The 21,479-nt window shown below is 65.4% G+C and carries 19 protein-coding genes and 2 pseudogenes; 8 read left to right on the forward strand and 13 right to left on the reverse strand.

What is annotated here, in order from left to right:
- Positions 1–5: 5 nt before the first annotated feature.
- The 6 genes and pseudogenes from FJ434_RS18950 to FJ434_RS18975 all read right to left on the reverse strand — a co-directional run.
- Entirely contained in the window at positions 6–881 is an 876-nt protein-coding gene (locus FJ434_RS18950; protein WP_140715583.1) for an SMP-30/gluconolactonase/LRE family protein, read from the reverse strand.
- Positions 881–1,519 (reverse strand): 2-dehydro-3-deoxy-6-phosphogalactonate aldolase, encoded by a 639-nt coding sequence (locus tag FJ434_RS18955; protein ID WP_140749973.1) that lies wholly within the window; start codon positions 1,517–1,519, stop codon positions 881–883. Before FJ434_RS18955 ends, FJ434_RS18950 begins: the two co-directional genes overlap by 1 nt.
- Entirely contained in the window at positions 1,516–2,475 is a 960-nt protein-coding gene (locus FJ434_RS18960; RefSeq protein ID WP_140749970.1) for a 2-dehydro-3-deoxygalactonokinase, read from the reverse strand. The genes FJ434_RS18955 and FJ434_RS18960 overlap by 4 nt, the downstream gene beginning before the upstream one ends.
- Complete coding sequence (locus tag FJ434_RS18965) at positions 2,472–3,239, reverse strand: SDR family oxidoreductase (protein WP_140749967.1); 768 nt, start codon at positions 3,237–3,239, stop codon at positions 2,472–2,474. The genes FJ434_RS18960 and FJ434_RS18965 overlap by 4 nt, the downstream gene beginning before the upstream one ends.
- A gap of 166 nt (positions 3,240–3,405) precedes the next feature.
- Entirely contained in the window at positions 3,406–4,755 is a 1,350-nt protein-coding gene (locus tag FJ434_RS18970; protein WP_140749964.1) for an EAL domain-containing protein, read from the reverse strand.
- A gap of 119 nt (positions 4,756–4,874) precedes the next feature.
- Positions 4,875–5,003 (reverse strand): annotated as a pseudogene (locus FJ434_RS18975) (LysR family transcriptional regulator); the annotation flags it as partial.
- On the opposite strand from FJ434_RS18975, the pseudogene FJ434_RS18980 reads away from it, so the two are divergent.
- Positions 4,944–5,268: pseudogene (locus FJ434_RS18980) on the forward strand (Atu4866 domain-containing protein). The pseudogenes FJ434_RS18975 and FJ434_RS18980 overlap by 60 nt on opposite strands.
- Before the next feature lie 15 nt (positions 5,269–5,283).
- Here the strand turns inward: FJ434_RS18980 and FJ434_RS18985 are convergent.
- Complete coding sequence (locus FJ434_RS18985; protein WP_246678319.1) at positions 5,284–7,119, reverse strand: GtrA family protein; 1,836 nt, start codon at positions 7,117–7,119, stop codon at positions 5,284–5,286.
- Positions 7,120–7,241: 122 nt separating this feature from the next.
- On the opposite strand from FJ434_RS18985, the gene FJ434_RS18990 reads away from it, so the two are divergent.
- The 3 genes from FJ434_RS18990 to gshB all read left to right on the forward strand — a co-directional run bounded on the left by FJ434_RS18990 (position 7,242) and on the right by gshB (position 9,634).
- On the forward strand, positions 7,242–8,243 hold the full coding sequence (locus tag FJ434_RS18990; protein ID WP_140715629.1) for a glycosyltransferase: 1,002 nt from the start codon (positions 7,242–7,244) through the stop codon (positions 8,241–8,243).
- Positions 8,244–8,246: 3 nt separating this feature from the next.
- Positions 8,247–8,621 (forward strand): GtrA family protein, encoded by a 375-nt coding sequence (locus tag FJ434_RS18995; protein WP_140749961.1) that lies wholly within the window; start codon positions 8,247–8,249, stop codon positions 8,619–8,621.
- A gap of 71 nt (positions 8,622–8,692) precedes the next feature.
- A complete protein-coding gene (gene gshB / locus FJ434_RS19000) occupies positions 8,693–9,634 on the forward strand; it encodes a glutathione synthase (RefSeq protein ID WP_140715633.1) in 942 nt (313 codons plus the stop codon).
- 112 nt (positions 9,635–9,746) lie between these two features.
- On the opposite strand, the gene FJ434_RS19005 is transcribed toward gshB, so the two are convergent.
- The gene (locus FJ434_RS19005; protein WP_140750052.1) at positions 9,747–10,658 is read right to left on the reverse strand and encodes a LysR substrate-binding domain-containing protein; all 912 of its coding nucleotides are present in this window, start codon (positions 10,656–10,658) and stop codon (positions 9,747–9,749) included.
- Between the two features lie 103 nt (positions 10,659–10,761).
- On the opposite strand from FJ434_RS19005, the gene FJ434_RS29830 reads away from it, so the two are divergent.
- The 3 genes from FJ434_RS29830 (at position 10,762) to FJ434_RS19015 (ending at position 13,359) form a co-directional block, all read left to right on the forward strand.
- Positions 10,762–10,932, forward strand: coding sequence for a hypothetical protein (locus tag FJ434_RS29830; RefSeq protein ID WP_181165992.1), 171 nt, complete (start codon positions 10,762–10,764; stop codon positions 10,930–10,932).
- A gap of 33 nt (positions 10,933–10,965) precedes the next feature.
- Positions 10,966–11,574, forward strand: a complete 609-nt coding sequence (locus tag FJ434_RS19010; RefSeq protein WP_140749958.1) for a class I SAM-dependent methyltransferase — start codon at positions 10,966–10,968, stop codon at positions 11,572–11,574.
- Positions 11,575–11,826: 252 nt separating this feature from the next.
- Complete coding sequence (locus tag FJ434_RS19015) at positions 11,827–13,359, forward strand: YifB family Mg chelatase-like AAA ATPase (RefSeq protein WP_140506979.1); 1,533 nt, start codon at positions 11,827–11,829, stop codon at positions 13,357–13,359.
- 197 nt (positions 13,360–13,556) lie between these two features.
- On the opposite strand, the gene FJ434_RS19020 is transcribed toward FJ434_RS19015, so the two are convergent.
- The 5 genes from FJ434_RS19020 to FJ434_RS19040 form a co-directional block, all read right to left on the reverse strand.
- Complete coding sequence (locus FJ434_RS19020) at positions 13,557–15,728, reverse strand: malate synthase G (RefSeq protein WP_140749955.1); 2,172 nt, start codon at positions 15,726–15,728, stop codon at positions 13,557–13,559.
- Between the two features lie 299 nt (positions 15,729–16,027).
- Positions 16,028–18,070: a hydantoinase/oxoprolinase family protein gene (locus FJ434_RS19025; protein WP_140749952.1), complete on the reverse strand. Its 2,043-nt coding sequence runs from the start codon at positions 18,068–18,070 to the stop codon at positions 16,028–16,030.
- A 192-nt stretch (positions 18,071–18,262) separates the two neighbouring features.
- Complete coding sequence (locus tag FJ434_RS19030) at positions 18,263–18,889, reverse strand: CDGSH iron-sulfur domain-containing protein (RefSeq protein ID WP_140506984.1); 627 nt, start codon at positions 18,887–18,889, stop codon at positions 18,263–18,265.
- A 109-nt stretch (positions 18,890–18,998) separates the two neighbouring features.
- Positions 18,999–19,370, reverse strand: a complete 372-nt coding sequence (locus FJ434_RS19035) for a hypothetical protein (protein ID WP_140715639.1) — start codon at positions 19,368–19,370, stop codon at positions 18,999–19,001.
- Positions 19,371–19,486: 116 nt separating this feature from the next.
- On the reverse strand, positions 19,487–19,726 hold the full coding sequence (locus FJ434_RS19040; protein ID WP_140506988.1) for a DUF1127 domain-containing protein: 240 nt from the start codon (positions 19,724–19,726) through the stop codon (positions 19,487–19,489).
- A gap of 213 nt (positions 19,727–19,939) precedes the next feature.
- Between FJ434_RS19040 and FJ434_RS19045 the strand changes: the two genes are divergently transcribed.
- Positions 19,940–21,460, forward strand: coding sequence for a winged helix-turn-helix domain-containing protein (locus FJ434_RS19045; RefSeq protein WP_140749948.1), 1,521 nt, complete (start codon positions 19,940–19,942; stop codon positions 21,458–21,460).
- The last annotated feature ends 19 nt before the right edge of the window (positions 21,461–21,479 follow it).

The raw sequence follows: 21,479 nt of genomic DNA on the forward strand, positions 1-21,479 counted from the left end.
CCTGTTCAGGCGATCAGCACGCGCGGCTCGAAGCGGCCGTTGACGGGAATATCTAGGACGAACGTCATGCCTGCCTGCGGATCGAGCTGGCGCTGCTTGTCGTCCTTGCCTTTCCACGCCGACGTCACCGCCAGCCGGTCGGCGTTCCTGCCGACAAAGGCCGGGCACGAGGGCTGCGTCACCGGCATCGCAACCTCGCGCAGCAATGTTCCGTCGGGCGAATAGGCCTTGACCGCCTTGCCGCCCCAGACGGCGTTCCACAGCACGCCGTCGCGGTCGACGACCGATCCGTCGACATAGCCCTTGGACGAGCGGTGATCGACGAACACTTTTGGTTCTCCAGAGGGGAGGCCGCTCGCCGGATCGCAGGCGACGCGCATCAGCAGGCCGGTCGAGGTGTCGGTATAATAGGCGAGCGCGCCATCGCCGGAGAAACAAATCGAGTTCGACACGGTGATGCCGGAGAACAGCTTGCGCAGTTCACCCCTGAAGAACCAGTAGATCGCACCGGCGCCCTTTGCCTCGCTCTTGCCCATCGTCCCCATCCACAAGGCGCCGCAGGGATGGACACGGGAATCGTTGGACCGGGTAAGGGGGTTGTCCGCCTCGACAGGCGTATGCAGCGTCATCTGGCCGGTCGCGACATCGCGGACGAAGAGGCCGGTCTCGGTGGCGATCAGCTGGCGCTTGTCATCGATGATGGCGATGGCGCTCGCCATCTGGCCAAGCTCATGGATCTTCAGCGCACCACCGGCCACGAGCTTTTCCAGGAGCTGGCCGTTGACGATATCGAACCAGAACAGCGCGTCGGTGGCGGGATCGTAGCTTGGCCCTTCGCCGAGCTCGCAGACATGATCGGAAAAAACCGAAACCTTGTTCATCATGCGTCTCCGAATGCTACGTCCCAGGCAGCGACGGCGGCGTGAGCGCGCGCCGCCACGTCATCGACGCTCATGCCTGGCTTGAACAGGCTGGAGCCAAGCCCGAAGACCGTCACTCCAACCGCCTTGTAACCGGCAAAGTCCTTGTCCGAAACGCCGCCGACCGCGCCGACCAGCATCTGCGCCGGCAGCACGGCCCGGATCGCGGAAATGCCTGATGCGCCGAGCACGCTGGCGGGAAAGAATTTCAGCGCCGAGGCGCCGAGCCGGATCGCCTGGAAGGCTTCCGTGGGGGTAAACACGCCGGGCATGGTGACCATGCCGTATGCCCTGGCACGGCCCATGACCTCGGCATCGATGTTGGGGCTGACCAGCAGCCGGCCGCCGGCCTGGTGAAGATTGTCGACGTCGGCCCCCGTAAGCACCGTGCCGGCGCCGACCAGGGCGGTTTTCGGCAGCACTTCGACAATCCTGGCGATCGACGAGAACGGTTCGGGCGAGTTCAGCGGCACCTCTATGGCCTCGATGCCGGCGTCGAACAGCGCCTGGCCCATGGCTATCGCTTCGGCCGGCTTGAGGCCGCGCAGGATAGCGACCAGGCCGCGCTTGAGTTTTGGAAAGGGTGCGGTCTGGCTCATATGGCGGCTCCACTTCTGGCAATCATGCCATTCTCCCGCGCGGCCTCGATCAGGCCGGCGCGTACAGCCTCGTCCGCATCGACTGTCCGCACACCAAGCCCGGCAAGGCTAAGGGCGGCCTGGTAGAGCCCGGCCAACGCGCCCGAGGCAATCAGCACGACCGATGTCGCGCCGGCGCCATGACGGCGCCGGGCAGAGGCGATCTCGCCGCCGATCAGCAGGCCCGACAGGCAGGCGGCCGCATCATCGGCCTTGAGATCCTGGAGCAAGCCGGCAGCGCGGATGGCAAACAGCCGCGAGGTGACATCACCACCCTCGTCCAGTGCTGTTTCGCACCAGCGGCGGAAGAACGGATTGTCGGGAGCAACCGGGCTGGGATGTTCGCCCATCGAATGGCGCAGGATCGAGTGCGCGGCAAGCACGGAAAACAGCTCGCCCGTCGGCCAGGTGCCGAAGCCGGCGACGGCGCCGTCCTCGACCAGCACCCATTTCGAATGGGTGCCGGGCATGCAGACCAGTTCGCGGCCTCTGGCAGGCAGGCCAGCGCCGGCAAGCTGCGTCTCCTCGCCGCGCATGACGTCGGGCGCGTCGGCCAGGCGCTGGGCAAGGCCGGGGACGATGCGGATGTCGCGTTTCTGATCTGGCACCCGGGCGGCGCCGCCAAGAATGGCGCCGAGCGGCGACGGCACGCTGACATAGGGCGCCTCCAGCCAGCCCTGGCGGGAACCGGCCATGCCGCAGATGATGACGGGCAATGCCTCCGGCGCGCCCATCGCTGCCAGATGGCCCTCCAGGACGTTGGCGAAGCCCTTTTCGCGCGCGGTGATCAGGCCATCGTCGCCGCGACGTTCGGCAAGCACCTTGCCGCCGCCGTCGATCAGCCAGGCCCGAAGCCGGGTCGTGCCCCAATCGAGTGCGGCGACTGCCGGAACGTTGCTGGCAAACCCTGGGCTCACAGGAAGCCTCCATCGACGATCAGCATTTGCGCGGTCAGCATGCGCGAGGCATCTGAGGCCAGGAACAGCACCGTGCCGACCATGTCGTCCGGCCGCATGACGTCCCTGATGCATTGCTTGGCGACATGGGCGGCAAGTGCCTCTTCCGTCACCCAGCGCTCCTGCTGCCGCTCGGTGATCACCCAGCCGGGCGCGACGGCGTTGACGCGGATGCGGTCGGGACCAAGCTTGCCGGCCAACCCCTTAGTGAGGCCGAGTATGCCCGCCTTGGCGGCGGTATAGGCCGGCATGTCTGGATGATTGATCAGGTAGGAGGTCGAGGTGAAATTGATGATCGAGCCGCCGCCGGCCCGCTTCATGCCTGGTGCCACGGCCTGCGCGGTGAAGAAATGCGGTCGCAGGTTGATCGCGAGGTTGTTGTCCCAGAAATCAACGGTAACGTCCTCGACGGCATGGCGTTCATCCCAGGCGGCATTGTTGACCAGCACGGTGACGTCGCCATGCGCGTCGGCGACCCTTGCCGCAGAGGCGCGCAGCGCCTCGACGTCGCGCAGATCGGTCTTGAGGTAGAGCGGTCGGTGGCCGAGCTCCTTCTCGATGCGACCGGCGAGCGCGGCGCTCGGCGCGTCGGCGATGTCGAGGAAGGCGACCTTGGCGCCCTGGCGCATGAACCCTTCGGTCAACGCCGCGCCGATGCCGGAGCCGCCGCCGGTGATCAGCACCGAAGCGCCTTCGAGGTCGGCAAAACGCGCCGATGGCATCATGATTTTCGTCTCCCGGGTCAGCCGGCGCGCATCCTAGCCAGACACGTCCGGCGGGCAAGGGCGAAAAGACGCTATTTCGGCCTTATGTCGGACAAAAAGGCGATGGCGATGGCGCGAGACCGCCAGGCGGCATCGCCGCATGGCCGGCAGCGCCGAATTTCGCCGCTCAGATCGCCTTGGCGCGCAAGGCGCCACGAAAGGAATCGCGGAGGTAGCCCAATGTGGCGTCGGCATCGGCCGGCTTGCCGAAGAGATAGCCCTGCCCGCCGGCGCAACCGAACTGGACCAGCCGGTCGGCCTGCGCCTCCTCTTCGATGCCTTCGGCAACCACGTCCATGGCGAGCCCTTCGCACATGGCGAGAATGGCGCGGATGATGTGTTCGGACGGCCGGTCGTCGAGAATGGAGGAGACGAAGGCGCGGTCGATCTTGAGCTTGTCGAAATGAAACTCGCGCAGGCGGCCGAGCGAGGACTGGCCGGTGCCGAAATCGTCGAGCGAGATGCGGATGCCGACACGGCGCAGATCCTCGACGATCTGCGCGGCCGAGGCAGGGTCGTTCATCAGGCCGGTCTCGGTGATCTCGATCTCCAGCCGGCGCGGATCGAACCCGGTGCGGTCGAGGATCGCCAGTATGTGCAGGCCGGTGTTCTGGTCGACGAGCTGCGAGGGCGACAGGTTGAAGGACAGGAACAGGTCCTTCGGCCAGCTCCTGGCGGCTTCCGTCGCCTTGCGCAGCACCAGCTGCGACAGCGGGCCGATGATGCCGCGCTCCTCGGCGATCGGAATGAAGACGGTCGGCGGCACCGCGCCGAGGTCGCGGTCGGTCCAGCGCGCCAGCGTCTCGAAGCCGATGGTGCGGCGCGTGGTGAGGTCGACGATCGGCTGGAAATGCGGCTCCACCTCGCCGGCGGAGACGGCGCGGCGCAGCGCCTGCTCGATGCGGGTGACGCGCTTGGCGGCCTCTTCCATCTCGCGGGTGTAGACGACGACGCGGCCACGGCCGGAGCGCTTGGCATGGTAAAGCGCCGTTTCGGCCTTGTTGATGAGGATTTCGGTGGTCTCGTCGCCGGAATAGAACAGCGAGCAGCCGACAGAGGCAGAAAGTCTGGCGGTGCGTTCGCCGACATCATAGGGCGCCGACAGGATCTCGATCAGCATGCGGGATTTTTCCGCCGCCGCCTCCTCCGAGAATACCAGGGGATAGAGGAAGGCGAATTCGTCGGCGCCGATGCGGCAGACCGTCGAATGGCCGTCCATCGAGGCGCGCAGCCGCATCGCGACCTGGATCAGGATGTCGTCGCCTGCCTTGTGGCCGAACAGGTCGTTGATCGGCTTGAAGCCGTCAAGGTCGAGAATGCCGACGGTGAAGGGCGCGGGATCGTCGGCGCGGTCGCTGATCAGGCGGTCGACCTTGTCGAAGAAGCGGCGATGATTGCCAAGCCCGGTCAACGGATCGGTGAACGCCAGATCCGTGCTTTCCCTGTTTGCCTGACCGGTGCCAAACGGAGTTTGCATCGGTGTCCCTGCTCGTCCCTGCTTTTGTCGTCGGAATTTATTTCGAGACTGGCAGTAAACCCTTTAGGAAACGTATCGCTTGAATCGATTTTTCGAGACTCGCGAACGATCCCATGACGCTATCTGAAGCGCTGCAGGTGATCGACAAGTGCGCGCAGCTTCGGCGCCATGTTGCGACGGCCTGGATAATAAAGAAAGAAGCCGGCAAAGCGTGGGCAGTAGGTCTCCAGGATGGGCACCAGAACACCGACCGGAAAATCATGGCTCAACCAGCGCAAAGCCATCTCTATGCCGGCATGTGGGTGACAGCCGATGGCCATGTCCGTCACAAGCTGCTTCCAAACGGCCGCTACGACGAAGCGCGTGGGATCCGGGAAAGCGCGTATCGGGGGCGTTACGAAGTTCGGGGGCAATCACATCGACTATTGGGACGATACCGGATTCACCGCCGATGGCACGTTCGTCGACGGCGTGCTGCATCACGGCGGCATGATCCTATATCGGAAGGAGTAGCGGCTGCCGGTCGGATCAGCCGCCGAGCCGGACGCGGTAGAGTTTCAGGGGGCTGCCCCTGGTCTCCGCCACCGGCTCCAGCCATTCCGGCACGTTGCCGCGCATCAGACCGGCCAGAAAACCGTCCGGCGCCCTGGCCGCGAACAGCCGGCTTTCCGGGTTGCCGCGGCAGAGCGCGACAAGGCCGACATGGTGGCTTTCGACGACGGCTTTCGCGTCGGTGGCCGAGCCCAGCAAGGCGTCGAACACGAGCAGGTTACCGGCGACGTTACGATGATAGGGTCCGGCGAACACGCGATGACCGGTAAAGGCGAGGATCGGCGAGCCAAGATTGGAGATGGCAAGCACCGTGGTGGGGGCCATTGCGCCAAGCGCGGCGAACGAAGCCTTGCTGTTGCAGGGCGCATCGATGCCGGCGTCCCTGGCGGGAGCAGCGGCTGCGAAGGCGCTCGATGCCGCTTGAGCTGCGCCCGACCAGATCGCGTTGACCGAGATCAGCCAGGCCGCGGCCATCCTGAGCACGGAACCACTGGACGGGCTGGCTTCTGCCCGCTGCCGCCATTTGGCGATCCAGGCCGAAAGCGGGATCACCGCGAAGACGATGGAGAAGGTCGAGCCGCGCACTTCCCAGGCACTGACCAGAAGCGCCACCACCAGCAGCGCGGTGACGAGGCTGTCCTGCCGCCGCCAGCCGCCATGGCTGAAGCGGAGCGCCATCAGAACGATCGCCACCAATGGCGTGGCAAAGCGCGCCACCGCCCTTGCCGGATCGTCGGCGACAAGCTGGACGATCGACTGCGCCTCCTCGATATAGCCGAGCCACATTTGCTGCAGGCGCGGATCGAGATGAGCATAGGGGGCCGCCAGGCATTGCGGAAACAGGAGCCCCGCGACGAGAGCGAGAGCGACGGCCAGCAGGCCAAGCGACATCAGGCGCCGGGCGGCCGTCGCGTTGGCGGCCTTCCATGAAGCAATGATTGCCAGACCGGCGCCGGCGAGCCCGGTGACGGCGAACTGCACGACCGAGAACGTGTCGCATTGGGCCTGACCCCAGGACGAGACGGGGATGGTTGCGGCGAAGGCGAGAGCCGAGCCGCCGGCGACGCCGAGGCCGAAATCCCTGGCGATCAGCCTTTCACCCTCCCGATTGCCGAGAAACAGCAGCGCGACGACGGCGCCGAGGGATCCGGCATAGGGCGCGCTTTCCATGCCGATGGCCAAGGTCAGCGTGGCGCAGAGGCCCGCGACGAGAGCAGCCGGCCGATGCGTTGGCGCCTCGAGCAGCAAGGCGAGGCTCGCCAGCGTCAGCATCAGTTGGACATTGTGATGATCGAGCGCGCCGGGAGAAAAAATCCCGATGTAATACAAGGCCGCCCCGCCGACGACGGCGGCGGGCAGCACCGCGTGCGGGCCGGCGAAAGCGCGCGCGGCGCGGACGATGAAGAAGATCGCGAGCCAGAACTGCAGCGCGGGCCAAAGTATTTGCACGATTTGTTCGGCCAACGCGGTGCTGCCCGTCAGGGCCGAAACGGCAAGGATGCTCAGTGCCAGCGGCGCGTCGAGCAGCCGCGACCAGTGCATGACGAAGCCGCCTTCGAGACCCATCCTGTACTGGTGCAGGTCGAACCAGCCCTGGCCCGCCAGCAGGTCGCGGACTTCGACCAATTGCAGCAGGCTGTCATTGTCGCCCGCCGGATTGGCCAGTTGCGGGAATCCCTGCTGGGCCTCGAGCGCCAGCAGCAGCAAGGCTGCAAACAACGCAAATGCGATATCGGACTTCCAGGTGGAAGTTCCCCTTGCCGTGCCCATCCCGATCGCCCTTGGCGTGAATGCCGGGCCTTTCCAGGCCAATCGACACTCGTGAAGTCGGTCTTAAACCTAGCCTTAACGGCTTCAATAAATAGTAAAACCGCCTGAACGCGGCCGGTTTCCGGAGCGCGGCCGCATGGTCGACAAGGCATTCGGAGACGAAAATGCCCCAAGACATCAGCCGTGAACCCACCATCGCCGTGCTCCTGCCTTGCTACAATGAGGAGCTGACCATCGCCGAGGTGGTACGGCGGTTCCGCGAGACGCTGCCTGCGGCAACCATCTATGTCTACGACAACAATTCGAAGGATCTGACCGCCCTGCGCGCCCGCGCGGCCGGCGCCATCGTGGTTCGCGAGCCGCGCCAGGGCAAGGGCAATGTGGTGCGGCGCATGTTCGCCGACATCGACGCCGACATCTATCTGATGGCCGATGGCGACGGCACCTACGCGCCCGAAGACGCGCCGCAACTGATCAACACGCTCTTGACCGAACGTTGCGACATGGTGGTGGGCACCAGGCGCGGCGTCAACGACGATGCCGGCCGCGCCGGCCATGCCTTTGGCAACCGTGTCTTCAACAGCCTCTACAAATGGCTGTTCGGCGACGATTTCACCGACATCTTCTCCGGCTACCGCGTCTTCACCAGGCGTTTCGTCAAGAGCTTTCCCGCCGTGTCCGGCGGCTTCGAGATCGAGACCGAAATGTCGGTGCACGCCTCGCAGCTCAAATTGCCGGTCAGCGAAATCGCGCTCGACTACGGACGCCGGCCGGAAGGCTCGTCGTCGAAACTGTCGACCTTCCGCGACGGCGCCAGGATCCTGTGGATGTTCGCCATGCTGATGAAGGAGACGCAGCCGCTGCGCTTCTTCGGCGCCTTTTCGCTGTTCTTCCTGGCCTCAAGCCTGTTCCTGATGGCGCCGGTGCTGGTCGAATTCGCCGAAACCGGTCTCGTTCCGCGCATGCCGACATGGGTGCTGTCGGTCGGGCTGCTGCTTCTGTCCATGCTGGCGGCGGTGACCGGACTGATTCTTGATTCGGTCTCGCGTGGGCGCGCCGAACAGAAGCGGATCTTTTATCTCTCCATGCCTTCGGGCCGTGTCGAGCGCCGCACGGGCGATGTGGTTCAGAAGCCGGAACGGGGGAAGGCCTCGCGCGCGGCCTGAACGATGCAACGCGTCGTCCGCTTTGTCGTCGCAGGCGGCATCGGTTTCGTCGCCGACGCGGCGGCACTCTGGCTGCTGCTCGCCGTCACGCCGCTCGGGCCCTTCGTCAGCCGCATGCTCTCGATCGGCTTTGCGCTCTGCGTCACATGGCAGATCAACCGGCATCTGACCTTCTCGCCGTCGAGCAGGGGATTGACACAGGAAGGCGCCCGCTATGGCGGCGTCGGCCTCGCCACCAGCATCGTCAACTATGCCGTCTACTCGGCCATCCTGCTGGTGCTGCCGGCAGCGCCACCATTGGGCGCGCTTGCCATCGCTTCGCTGGTGGCCATGACGCTGTCCTTCGTGGGTTACTCGCGGCTGGTCTTCGACCGTTAGCGGCGTGGCCCGATTGGCAGAAGGCGCCGCGACCCTTATATCGCATGCGTTGACTGCGTTGGGGATCCACCATGAAGCTGAAAATCGCCGTCCAGATGGACCATGTCTCCACCGTGTCGATCGCCGGCGACACCTCGTTCGCGCTGTCGCTGGAAGCGCAGCGGCGCGGCCATCAATTGTTCCACTACACCCCAGACCGGTTGTCGCTGCGCGACGGCAAGGTGTTTGCCCGCATCGAGGAGATGCAGGTGCGCGATGAGAAGGGCAGCCACTACTCGCTGGGCGAAAAGGTGCGCACCGACCTGTCGGAGATGGACGTCATCCTGCTGCGCCAGGACCCGCCCTTCGACATGAACTACATCACCACGACCCATATCCTCGAGCGCATCCATCCGAAGACGCTGGTCGTCAACGACCCGGCCTGGGTGCGCAACAGCCCGGAAAAGATCTTCGTCACCGAGTTTCCCGACCTGATGCCGGACACGCTGATCACCAAGGATCCGCTTGAGGTGGCCGCCTTCCGCAAGGAGTTCGGCGATATCATCGTCAAGCCGCTCTACGGCAATGGTGGCGCCGGCATCTTCCATCTCTTGGAAGCCGACCGCAACCTCGCCTCGCTGCTCGAAATGTTCGGCCAGCTGTTTCGCGAGCCCTATATCGTGCAGCGCTACCTGAAGGATGTACGCAAGGGTGACAAACGCATCATCCTGATCGACGGCGAGCCGGTCGGCGCCATCAACCGGGTGCCGGCCGAGCACGATTCCCGCTCCAACATGCATGTCGGCGGCCGCGCGGAGAAGACCGAGTTGACCGAACGTGAGCGCGAAATCTGCGCCCGCATCGGACCGTCGCTGAAAGAGCGCGGCTTCATCCTGGTCGGCATCGACGTCATCGGCGACTACATGACCGAGATCAACGTCACCTCGCCGACCGGCGTGCGTGAAGTGCAACGCTTCGGCGGCGCCGACATCGCCAGCCTGTTCTGGGACGCGGTGGAAGCGAAACGGGCATAATCCGTTTCCACTTTGTGTTAACCATGTTCCGCTTTTGCAGCCGGGTACAACCGGGGCGCAACCTGTGCGGCTACCGGGTTCCCCCGATGTTCCTGATTTGACCGAGGACTCTTCAGGCCCCGCGCTGTTCGCGCGCCCTGACATCAGCGGTCTCGGCCAGTACCCAGTCCCTGAACAGCCGGATCTTCGGGGTGTTGCGGCGGCCTTCGGAATGCACGAGCCAATAGCCGTCGCCGTCGGACCCCAGCGCCTCGAACGGCTGGATCAGCTGTCCTGTCGTCAGCAATGAGGAGTAGAGATTGCGGGTGAGGATGGCGACACCCTGGTCCGTCAGCGCCGCCATCGCGTCATAGGCCTGTGTGCCGAGCTCCGGACCGGCTATGATGCGATCCGGCTCGAAGCGGGCACCGGCTGCCTCGAACCAGATCTTCCACCAGGGATCGCTCGAACAGCATAGTGGCAGCTTGTAGAGATCCTGCGGGTGGCGGATGCCTCCCACGCTCCGCACCAGCCTTGGGCTGAGCATCGGCGTGTAGTCTGCCTTGAACAGGTAGTGGGCTCCCAGGCCCGGCCATTTCCCGGTGCCGGTGCGAATGCCGATATCCATGCCGTCGCGCCCAAAATCGGCCAGCCGGGACGATGTATCGACTTTCACGGCAAGGTCCGGATGCATCAGCTGGAATGCTCCAAGGCGCACGGCGAGCCAGGTCGAGGCGAAAGTCTGGACCGTGGTGACGGAGAGCACACCGGTGGCGCCGCCCTTGGTCGCAACCCATGCGTCGGCCAGCGCCGAGAACGCGCCCGATGCGTGCGGCGCCAGCTGCTCGCCGGCCTCGGTCAAGGCGATCTGTCTTGTTTTTCTTGTGAAAAGCGGCGTTCCAGCGCGTTCTTCCAGCACCTTGATCTGATAGCTGGCCGCCGACTGGGTCATGCCGAGTTCTTCGGCCGCCTTGGTAAAGCTGCCCAGCCGCGATGCGGCTTCAAACACCCTGATGGCCCCCAAGGGCGGCAGGTCCCAGCTCATCATGCATCAATCCTGTTGATGCATGATACGCGACGTTCGATTGGAAACCAAGGGCGCACCGGCGCACACTCAAACCATCAAACTAACCCGAAAGGACATGGCAATGAACACCTCGGCTCAGCACGTCACGGTCCGTCATCCGATCCTCGACCTCTTCGTCGCTCCCTTCAGATCGCGGTCGCGCCGCCTGCTCGACCAGCGCGCGCTGTCCGACCATTTCAAGCGCGATATCGGCCTGCTCGACGGCCACGCGCCTTATGGCAGTATCCGCTAGGCGCGATTTGGCGAACAGGGACAGGAGGGAACGATGAAGGTACCTGCAGAGGCCCTGGCGAAGAGCCGCCGGACGATCGAATCGTATGAGGATTATGCGGTCCGTTATGACGAGATTGTCGGGCATATCCCGCATCCGAACGACCGGGCCGCGCTCGAGCGCGCCGCGGCGATCGCCGGGCCGGGCGGCCAAGTCCTGGAGATCGGGTCCGGACCGGGCCGCGATGCGGATTTCCTGGAGGGCCTTGGCGTCAAGGTGCGCCGAACCGACGCCACGCGGCGCTTTCTCGACCTGCAGGCGGCGCGCGGCAAGACCGGCGAACTCCTCGACGTGATCACCGACGAGCTTGGCGGTCCCTACGACGCGGTTGTGGCGCTGGCAGTGCTGATCCATGTGCCTCGCGACCAGATCGACCAGGTCCTGGCGAAGATTGCGCGTTCATTGCGGCCCGGCAGTGCCTTTGTCGTCTCGATGCGCGACGGCGACGGCGAAACGGGCGGCAGATATCTTACGGTCGACTGGCGCAAGGACGCCTTCGCCGCGCGCATCGAGGCCGCCGGCATGGAGCTTCTCAGTCATAGTTTCCGCATCGGCAGGAAGCAGCGAGGATGGAACACCTTCCTGGCGGTGAGGCCGTCGTGATCCGGCGCGGGTTGCCGTGCGTTCGCCCTCATCCCGTGCCGCTCAATCCGGGACGTTGCGAACACCGGAAGACCCTCGCACAAGGCAACAGGTTGAGGCGGACGACAAGTGAGCCCATCCGACCGTATGCACCCGTTTGCCTTTGTTCTTGTATTGTTCTTGCCTAAGCCTGAAATCTGTGGTTGTCTTGAGCTGACGTCGCTCGTGGATTGTTCACAAGGGCTGGGGGCGAGCCGGCATCGGGGGCAGAATATGGTGGCGCGGGTTCGTACGGTCGCTTTCCAGGGCATCGAGGCCGTGCCGGTCGACGTGCAGGTGATGATCGCACCCGGCAAGGTCAACATGCACATCGTCGGCCTGCCGGACAAGGCGGTGGCCGAGAGCCGCGAGCGGGTCCAGGCGGCCCTTCATGCTTCCGGCCTGTCGATGCCGTCGAAAAAAGTAACGATCAATTTGGCGCCCGCGGATTTGCCCAAGGAAGGCAGCCATTACGATCTGCCGATCGCACTCGGCCTGATGGCGGCCCTCGGCGCCATTCCGGGCGACATGCTGGCCGGCTATGTCGTGCTCGGCGAACTGTCGCTTGACGGGACGATCACGGCGGTCGCCGGTGCGCTGCCGGCGGCGATCGGCGCCAATGCCGAGGGCAAGGGCCTGATCTGCCCGTTCGCCTGTGGGCCGGAAGCGGCCTGGGCGGGGCGGGAATTCGACATTCTGGCGCCGCGCAGCCTGATTGCCATAGCCAACCATTTCCGCGGCACGCAGGTGCTGTCGCGCCCGGAGGCCGGCATCCACGCCTCGGCACGCGACCTGCCCGACCTTGCCGACATCAAGGGCCAGGAGACGGCGAAGCGGGCGCTGGAACTGGCGGCCGCGGGCGGCCACAATCTCTTGATGATCGGTCCTCCGGGCTCGGGAAAATCGATGCTGGCGCAGCGTCTTCCCTCGATCCTGCCGCCGCTGGCGCCGAAGGAATTGCTCGAAGTCTCGATGATCGCCTCGGTGGCGGGCGAGCTCGGCGAAGGCAAGCTGACCGACCGGCGGCCATTCCGCGCCCCGCACCATTCGGCCTCGATGGCGGCTATGGTGGGCGGCGGCATACGCGCGCGGCCGGGCGAAGTGTCGCTCGCCCACCACGGCGTGCTGTTCCTCGACGAGTTCCCCGAATTCACGCCGCAGACGCTCGATGCGCTGCGCCAGCCGCTTGAGACCGGTGACTGCATGATCGCGCGCGCCAACCACCGCGTCACTTATCCGGCACGAATCCAGCTGGTGGCGGCGATGAACCCGTGCCGCTGCGGCATGGCCGGGGAACCCGGCTATCGCTGCCTGCGCGGCGAGCGCTGCCGCACCGACTACCAGGCGCGCATCTCTGGCCCGCTGCTCGACCGCATCGATCTTCGCATTGAAGTGCCGGCGGTCTCGGCCAGCGACCTGATCCGGCCCGACCGGGCGGAAAAGAGCGCCGATGTGGCGCTGCGCGTCGGCCGCGCGCGCACCCTCCAGCGCGAGCGCTTCGAACGGCTCGGCGTCAGCAGCGCCACCACCAACGCGCATTGCTCTCCCGCAGTCATCGAAGCGATCGCCATGCCGGACGCCGCCGGCCTGTCGCTGCTCAAGGACGCCAGCGAAAAACTCGCCTTTTCCGCACGGGCCTACCATCGCGTGCTGAAAGTCGCGCGCACGCTCGCCGATCTCGACGCCAGCGAGGCCGTCGGCCGCATCCATCTGGCCGAAGCGATTTCCTACCGCATGAGTTCGGAGCGCATGGCGCAGGCGGCGTAGAGTTCGCCCGGCGGCCGGCATCCCGCCTCGGCACCTGGCCCTGCCGACCTCGCCGGCGGAGAGATGGTCAAGCGGGGAGTTTGAACGGCGGCCGGCGGCCCTGCTCATTGATCCAATTCAGGACAAAGCGGCAAAAGTGACCCTTCAGGTCATGGCCGCAGCCCTCGCCGGAACCAGCTCGATGAGACGCCGCAGGCTCAGGCGCTCTCCCGCGCCTTCAGCTCCAGCCGCCGCTTATGCAGTACGGGCTCGGTGTAACCATTTGGCTGGCTTGTTCCCTTGAACACAAGGTCGCAGGCGGCCTGGAAGGCGATCGAGCTGTCGAAGTCCGGCGCCATCGACCGGTAGAGCGGATCGCCGACATTCTGCAGATCGACGATCGCGGCCATGCGCTGCAGCGAATCCCTGACCTGGATTTCCGAGCAGACCTTGTGACGAAGCCAGTTGGCGATGTGCTGCGAGGAGATGCGAAGCGTGGCGCGGTCTTCCATCAGGCCGACATCGTTGATGTCGGGAACCTTGGAGCAGCCGACGCCCTGGTCGATCCAGCGCACGACATAGCCCAGAATGCCTTGCGCGTTGTTGTCGAGCTCGCGCTGGATTTCGTCGGGCGTCCAGTTGGGCCGCACGGCCACCGGCACCGAGAGGATGTCGTCGAGTTTCGCCTTTGGCCGGCTCTTCAGCGCCGCCTGGACGGCGTGGACATCGACCTTGTGATAGTGCGTGGCGTGCAGCGTCGCCGCTGTCGGCGAGGGCACCCAGGCGGTGTTGGCGCCGGCCTTGGGGTGGGCGATCTTCTCGACCAGCATGGCTGCCATCAGATCGGGCATCGCCCACATGCCCTTGCCGATCTGGGCGTGGCCGGCGAGACCGCATTCGAGCCCGGTGTCGACATTCCAGGCCTCGTAGGCCGAAATCCATGCGGCCTGCTTCATGTCGCCCTTGCGGATCATCGGGCCGGCTTCCATCGAGGTGTGGATCTCGTCGCCGGTGCGGTCGAGGAAGCCGGTGTTGATGAACACCACGCGCTCGCGTGCGGCGCGGATCGCCTCCTTGAGATTGATCGTCGTGCGCCGCTCCTCGTCCATGATGCCCATCTTGATGGTGTTTGGGGCCATGCCGAGCAGCGCTTCGACACGGTCGAAAATCTCGACGGCGAAGGCGACTTCCTCCGGCCCGTGCATCTTGGGCTTCACGACGTACATCGAGCCGGCGCGGGAGTTCATCCGCCGCCCCTTCGGCCCAACGTCGTGAAGCGCGATCAGGGCCGTCATCGCCGCGTCCACGATGCCTTCCGGTACCTCGTTGCCGTCGCGGTCCAGGATCGCCGGATTGGTCATGAGGTGGCCGACATTGCGCACCAGCATCAGCGAGCGGCCGGGCACGGCCAGCGTGCCGCCGGCAGGGATGGTGTAGACGCGGTCGGGGTTGAGCTTGCGGGTAAAAGTCTTGCCGCCCTTGGTGATTTCCTCGGCCAGGTCACCCTTCATCAGGCCGAGCCAGTTGCGGTAGACGACGACCTTGTCCTCAGCATCCACCGCCGCGATCGAATCCTCGCAGTCCTGGATGGTGGTCAGCGCCGATTCCAAGATGACGTCGGCAATGCCAGCCGGATCGGTGCGGCCGATCTGGTTGGCGCGGTCGATGACGATCTCGATATGCAGCCCGTTCCTCACCAGCAACACGGTTTCCGGGTTGGCGGCATCGCCGCGATAGCCAACGAACTGTTTCGGGTCGGCGAGCGTGGTGGAGCCGGCGCCTTCGCCGAGCCGCAACGCGCCGTTGGCCACCGACAGGCCATTCACCCCTGCCCATTTGCCAGAGGTGAGCGGCACCGACTGGTCGAGAAAATCCTTGGCCCAGGCGATCACCTTGGCGCCGCGCGCCGGGTTGAACCCCTTGCCCTTCTGCGCGCCATCGGTTTCGGGAATGGCGTCGGTGCCGTAGAGCGCGTCATAGAGCGAGCCCCAGCGCGCATTGGCGGCATTCAGCGCATAGCGCGCGTTCATCACCGGCACGACAAGCTGCGGCCCGGCGACGACGGCGATTTCCGGGTCGACATTGGCGGTCGAGACGCTGAAGGCCGGCCCTTCCGGAACGAGATAGCCGATCTCCTTCAGGAACGCCTTGTAGGCGTCCATGTCGATTGGCGCGCCATTGTCGCGATACCAGCCGTCGAGCTTTTCCTGCATGGCATCGCGTTTTGCCAGCAGCGCCCGGTTCTTGGGCGCCAAATCATGGACGATGGCCGAAAATCCGTCCCAGAAGCGCGCCGCCTCGATGCCGGTGCCGGGCAACGCTTCGTCGACGACGAAGTCATGCAGCTCGCGGGCAATGCGCAATCCGGCGATCTCGATGCGATCGGTCATCAGGCTACTCCAGATGAAAGGCTTTGCGGGGCGTTTGGCATGTTTGAGGTTGCGGGGTCAATTCAGCTTAGGGTGAAGGTGGGGCATTTTGGGCGGTTGGCCAACCTACCCCCTCGTGGGGGAGACGCCCGGCAGGGCAGAGGGGGGCGCGAAGGATCGCCGACGTTGCCCACTTTTGCCGTGGGACTCATCCCAACCAGAATATAGGAGCGAAGGGAGAACGGAGATGCTGGCGGGACAGCGCCCCCCTCTGGCCTGCCGGCCATCTCCCCAACGAGGGGGGAGATCGCTCTTCTTCCTCAAACCGCGATCCTTGGCCTGCCGGAGGCCACCGCCACGACATGCGCTTCGATGAACATGCGCTGCGCTTCGACAGTCGAGACCCGGAACTCCGTCGCCACGTCGATCTCGGCGCTGTCGGTGCCGGCATCAAGGGCCCGCTGGGCGACAATGGCGCGGACATCCGCCTCGGCGGCTGCTATCGCCGCCGCCTCGTCGAGGAAATCGCGCACCGTTTCACCCGAGGCAAGCCGGAACAGGCCTTCCTTGGGCTGGCTGACGCGCGCCTCGGCCGAGACCCTGACCTGGCCGACGACGGCACCAAGCGCGTTGGCGACATCGGTATCCCGGGGCACCACGCACTCATTGCCGACCAACGGCGCCAGGCCGGCATAGTGCAGGGGGGCCGAAGCGCCGAGCCCGATGACCGGACGGTCGAGCGCGACGCTGAGGCGGGCGATGCCGGGGTGGGCGTCGACGGCGCGCTGGACCAGCGCGTGCGCCACGGTCGCCGCGCCATCGAGCCCGTCCTCGGCAAAGGCGGTTTCCAGGATATATTCGGCCGACCAGCGCGTCAGCGTCACCAGCACTCGTTCCGAGATCGCTTCCGGGGAGGCCGCGATCGCCTGGCCACGGCCATCGCGCCTGCGGGCGAACAGTTCGGCGCCTAAGCGGGCGGCGGCGGCATCCCAGGTCGCCTGCTTGCCGAGCACATGCGCGGCATCCGACGGCGTGAAGCCTGAGACATGCACTAACCCGCGCGAGACCAGCCGGTTCAGCGTGGCATTCTGGGCATTCGAGGTCAGCAGCCTGTCGAGGGCGAGCGGGGTCGCACCGATTGCCTCGTAGAGCTTTGCCTCCGGTGCGGTCAGCCCCGCGGCGAGCCGGTCCGGCACGCCGGTGCGGACCGCGAAGCGGCCGTCCATGCGGCCAGTGTTGGGGGCGCGCAACTGGCGTTCGAGTTCCGCCGTCACCGCCTCGCCATGCGCCATGCCGGCCAGCGCCAGCGGCACCAGGCGGCGCGGCCCAAGCAGGATCTTCGGATTGAGCGCGCCGTCCTCCAGCGTCACTTCGGAATCGCCGCCGAGGCCGAAAGTGCGCATGGCCACCGCCTCGACCATGGTGCGGAAGCCGCCGACGGTGGCGCCTTCCGGATCGAGCCGCGGCCGGCCGCCGTCGAGCACGGCGACATCCGTGGTGGTGCCGCCGATATCGGAGACCACCGCGTTGTCGAGCCCGGTCATGTGGCGGGCGCCGACCAGGCTGGCGGCGGGACCGGAGAGGATCGTCTCGATCGGCCGCTGGCGGGCAAACTCCGCCGAAACCAGCGCCCCATCGCCGCGCACCACCATCAGGGGAGCGGCAATGTTGCGCGCCTGAAGGAACCCCTCGGTCGCCGCCACCAGCCGGTCGATCATCGAGATCAGTCTGGCATTGAGCAGTGTGGTGAGCGCACGGCGTGGCCCGCCGAGCTTGGCCGACAATTCGTGGCTTGATGTGACCGGCAGGCCGGTCCTGTCGCGGATCAGCTCGCGGGCGGCGATCTCATGCGCGGGATTGCGGGTGGCGAAATAGGCGCAGACGGCGAAACCGGACACCGACGCGCCGAGTTCCGGCAGCATCGCCTCCAGCCCGGACAGGTCGAGTTTTGCCGCGTTGCCGTGCACATCATGGCCGCCCGGACAAAACACCACCGGGTCGGTGCCGAGTGCCGTCTTCAGCCCATCACGGGCAAGATCGGCCTCGGAAAAGCCGATCATGACCAGCGCCACCCGGCCGCCCTGCCCCTCGACCAGCGCGTTGGTGGCGAGCGTCGTCGACATCGAGACCAGCTTGATGTGAGCCGGATCGGTGGCCGCCTTTTCCAGGACCGCGTCGACGGCACCCGAAATGCCGACGGCCAGATCATGCCGCGTGGTCAGCGCCTTGGCCTTGGCCAGCACCTTGCCCTTGTTCGGCCCCTCTTGCGGACCTTCGGTCTCGGACCACAGCACGGCATCGGTGTAGGTGCCGCCGGTGTCGATGCCGAGGAAGAGAGGGGCGGGCTTGGTCTTGGCGGTCATTCTTTGGTGGATCCGGGACGGGAGGCGTTCTTTTCACCCGTGCCCTTAGCCGAAACGGGCCGGCCGATAAAGCAGCGTGAGATGGGCCACGGTGTCGTGAACCCACCGGAAGGTCGGTGCGCCGTCCCGCCAACGTATGTGGGGGTTCCTCGTCGCCACGAGGGGGGAAATTGGCAGCGTGGACGCGCCGCCTTATCCGACAAACCCAACCTTCTTATGACTGCCATCGCAGAACGGTTTGTTCGCCGAGTGGCCGCAGCGGCACAGGAAGACCTTCGTGGTGCGATCGACCGTGTGGCCGGTGCCGGTGACGATCTCGACATTGCCTTCGAGCTTGAGCGGGCCGTTGGTGGTAGGCGTCGCCTTCAGCGGGCCGTCACGGGCCTCCAGCGCGGGCGCGTCCTTCAGCGCCGGTTCGCCGGTGGCGGCAAAGCCCGCCTTGATGTGGCTGTTGTCGCAGAACGGCTTGTTCTGCGAGGCGCCGCAGCGGCAGAGCGTGGCGCGGAAGAATGTCTCGTCGCCAAGCACGATCTCGGCATGCACCGCCAGCGGACCGTTTTCGCGCAACCGCACGGTGTTGACCACAGGCGGTTTTTCCTGCGGTCCGCCATCCTTGCGCATATAGGTGATGGCGCCCGAGGGGCAATTCTCGGCCAGCGCGACGATCTTTTCGACGCTGGCCGCCTCGGGATGGATCCATTGTCCCGGCGCGTTGGGCACGAAGACATTTGGGTCGCCGAGCACGCAATTGCGCGAGTGGATGCAGCGTTTGCCGGAAAATCCGACGTCGATTTTGTCGCTTTCGACCATGCCAGCCATTGCCGTGCTCCCTGTGTGCCTGGAGCACACCGCGCCTGATTGCACGCGGCGTGCCTTGGGTGTTTGGGCTATGGTCCCCAGCGGGAAACCCGTCAAGCTGGCAAACCGGTCAGGGGACCAGATCGATCTCCTCGGTCTCGCCGCCGCTGCAGGTATAGCAGCAATCCTCGCATTTTTCCTTGTTGCCGGGGCCGACGCCCCAATAGGTGCCTTCGTCGCCGTCAACCCAGGCGCCGTAGCAGATCGATTCGCCTTCATTGCAGGATATCGGCAGCTGCTTGGTCTCGCCGTCATCGAGATAGAAATCCTTGCCATCGCCCGGCCAGACATAGTCGCGGTCCTGGCTGTAGAGCTCGAGGCGCATGGCGTTGGGGTGGCTGTTCTTGACGGCGAAGGTGACGTCGCCGGCTTGGGCGGTCGATACAAACAGGACGGCAAGCGAAAACGCGGCGGCGAGCCGGCGCGCTGATGTGAAAGACATGAAAACCCCCGATGTAGAATCGGCCCCCACGGCCGATGGGGCATCATGACATGACGCGGGCGGGCACTAAAGGGATGATGCCGGCAATCCCGTCCAAATCATCGCGACATTTCGCCTTATCGCTGCCAGAAGGGCAGTTTGGCGATTTCTTCCTCTACCTGTGGCGTCGTCAAACCGATGTCGTCGATCAGATGTGGGCTGACCTCCGACATTCGCTTGAGGTCCCAGCGAAAGCGTGTCCGCTCGCGCCAGGCCGCGATGGTGTTTCGCAAGACCGCCAGGCGCCGACGCGGCGCTTGCTTGGGACTTGCGGGCTGCCGCACTGCCGGCGGAACCGAAACAAGGATATGGTTCATAACAACCTCCGTGGGGCCGGAGCCCTCGAGCTGAAAGAGGTTGCATTCTGCGGGACGCGAACGCCGCCGTAATTAAGGCCCGCCAAATAGTTCTCAAAAGTTCCAAACGGCGTCTAACTCTTTGTTTTCATCCAATTTCCTCCAGGGAAAGCGCTATGCGCTTCTCCGGGGCACCGCTTCGCACTTTTCCTGGAATTGCTCTATAGATGCGCCATGCAGGGAGAGCGCTTTGCCTTTGGCCCGTTCATGCTCGATGCCGGTGCGGGAACGCTGCTCCGGAACGACGTCCCCGTAGCCATCGGTTATCGCGGGCTGAAGCTGCTCGCGGCGCTGGTCGCAAGGGCCGGCGAAATCCTTGAGAAGGCCGAACTCATGGACGCGGCGTGGCCGGGCACGGCCGTCGAGGAAGGCAACCTCACCGTCCAGATCGCGCAATTGCGCAAGCTGCTCGGTCCACCCGGCATTGCTAGTGAAGGAGGCGGCGAATGGATCGCCACCGTTCCACGCGTCGGCTACCGCTTCACGGGAGCCGTCGAACAGCTCGCCGGCGCCAAGCGAAAACCGTTGCCGCTGCCTGACAAACCATCGATCGCGGTGCTGCCCTTCGTCAATTTCAGCAACGATGCCGGGCAGGACGCTTTCTGCGACGGCTTGACCGAAGACCTGATCACCGACCTGTCGAGGATCTCCGGCCTGTTCGTCATCGCGCGCAATTCGACCTTTGCCTATAAGGGAAGGGCGATGGATGTGCGCGAGATCGCCAGGGAACTTGGCGTCCGCTACCTGCTGGAGGGCAGCGCGCGGCGTGACGCGGGGCGCGTGCGCATCAACGCACAGCTGGTCGACGCGGCGAGCGGCGACCATCTCTGGGCGGAACGCTTCGACCGCGGCCTGGACGATATCTTCGCCGTCCAGGACGAGGTGACCGCCAAGATCGTGGAGGCGTTGCTCGGCCGGCTGCGCGCGCCGCCGCCACGCAACAGGCCCACCAATCTCGATGCCTACGATCTGTGCGTGCGGGCGCGCAAGCTGATCGACGATTCGCCGCAGACGGCACGGGAAGCGCATCTGATGCTGACGCGCGCGGTTGCGCTCGACCCCGACTACGCCGAGGCCTATCGCTGGCTCGCCATGAACCACTGGATGGGATGGGTGCACTGGGGCGAGCCGATCGACCCTAACCGCCGCATTGCCCTGGACCTGGCGCGCAAGGCGGTCGCGATCGATCCGAACGATGCCGGCTGCCACTGGGTGCTCGGCAATTTGCTTGCCTATGAGCATGATTTCGCCGAGTCGGATGCCGAATTCGCCAGGGCGTTCGAACTCGACCCCAACGAGGCCGATGCCTGGGCGACATTGTCCGATATAACGACGCTCGCCGGGCGGGTGGAGGAGGGCCTGCAGCAGATCCGCAAGGCGTTCCGGCTGAACCCGTTTCCGGCAAGCTGGTACTATCTGACGCTCGGCCAGGCGCAATATGCGGCGCGCGACTACGCTGCCGCCGTCGAGACGCTGCGCCGGGACGAGACCTACCGCACCAGCTCACGCCGCTTCCTTGCGGCAAGCCTTGCGCAACTTGGCCGGCTCGACGAGGCGCGCGCGGAGGTCGAGCTGTTCCTCGTCGGCAACCCGCATTTCACGACCCGCCACTGGGTGATGACCGAGCCGTTCCGCGATGACGCGACGCGTGAGCATTTCATCGAGGGCTTCCACAAGGCCGGCCTCCCAGACTGACGCCCGGAATGACTGCCTG

The sequence above is a fragment of the Mesorhizobium sp. B2-5-13 genome (genome assembly GCF_006440535.1).
GTDB lineage: Bacteria > Pseudomonadota > Alphaproteobacteria > Rhizobiales > Rhizobiaceae > Mesorhizobium > Mesorhizobium salmacidum.

Coding starts and splice junctions, on each gene's coding strand:
- FJ434_RS18950 (WP_140715583.1), bottom strand. CDS start 881: ATGAACAAGGTTTCGGTTTTTTCCGATCATGTCTGCGAGCTCGGCGAA.
- FJ434_RS18970 (WP_140749964.1), bottom strand. CDS start 4,755: ATGCAAACTCCGTTTGGCACCGGTCAGGCAAACAGGGAAAGCACGGAT.
- FJ434_RS19030 (WP_140506984.1), bottom strand. CDS start 18,889: ATGGCTGGCATGGTCGAAAGCGACAAAATCGACGTCGGATTTTCCGGC.
- FJ434_RS19005 (WP_140750052.1), bottom strand. CDS start 10,658: ATGAGCTGGGACCTGCCGCCCTTGGGGGCCATCAGGGTGTTTGAAGCC.
- gshB (WP_140715633.1), top strand. CDS start 8,693: ATGAAGCTGAAAATCGCCGTCCAGATGGACCATGTCTCCACCGTGTCG.
- FJ434_RS19010 (WP_140749958.1), top strand. CDS start 10,966: ATGAAGGTACCTGCAGAGGCCCTGGCGAAGAGCCGCCGGACGATCGAA.
- FJ434_RS19020 (WP_140749955.1), bottom strand. CDS start 15,728: ATGACCGATCGCATCGAGATCGCCGGATTGCGCATTGCCCGCGAGCTG.
- FJ434_RS18955 (WP_140749973.1), bottom strand. CDS start 1,519: ATGAGCCAGACCGCACCCTTTCCAAAACTCAAGCGCGGCCTGGTCGCT.
- FJ434_RS19045 (WP_140749948.1), top strand. CDS start 19,940: ATGCAGGGAGAGCGCTTTGCCTTTGGCCCGTTCATGCTCGATGCCGGT.
- FJ434_RS18990 (WP_140715629.1), top strand. CDS start 7,242: ATGCCCCAAGACATCAGCCGTGAACCCACCATCGCCGTGCTCCTGCCT.
- FJ434_RS19015 (WP_140506979.1), top strand. CDS start 11,827: ATGGTGGCGCGGGTTCGTACGGTCGCTTTCCAGGGCATCGAGGCCGTG.
- FJ434_RS19035 (WP_140715639.1), bottom strand. CDS start 19,370: ATGTCTTTCACATCAGCGCGCCGGCTCGCCGCCGCGTTTTCGCTTGCC.
- FJ434_RS29830 (WP_181165992.1), top strand. CDS start 10,762: ATGAACACCTCGGCTCAGCACGTCACGGTCCGTCATCCGATCCTCGAC.
- FJ434_RS18995 (WP_140749961.1), top strand. CDS start 8,247: ATGCAACGCGTCGTCCGCTTTGTCGTCGCAGGCGGCATCGGTTTCGTC.
- FJ434_RS19040 (WP_140506988.1), bottom strand. CDS start 19,726: ATGAACCATATCCTTGTTTCGGTTCCGCCGGCAGTGCGGCAGCCCGCA.
- FJ434_RS18965 (WP_140749967.1), bottom strand. CDS start 3,239: ATGATGCCATCGGCGCGTTTTGCCGACCTCGAAGGCGCTTCGGTGCTG.
- FJ434_RS19025 (WP_140749952.1), bottom strand. CDS start 18,070: ATGACCGCCAAGACCAAGCCCGCCCCTCTCTTCCTCGGCATCGACACC.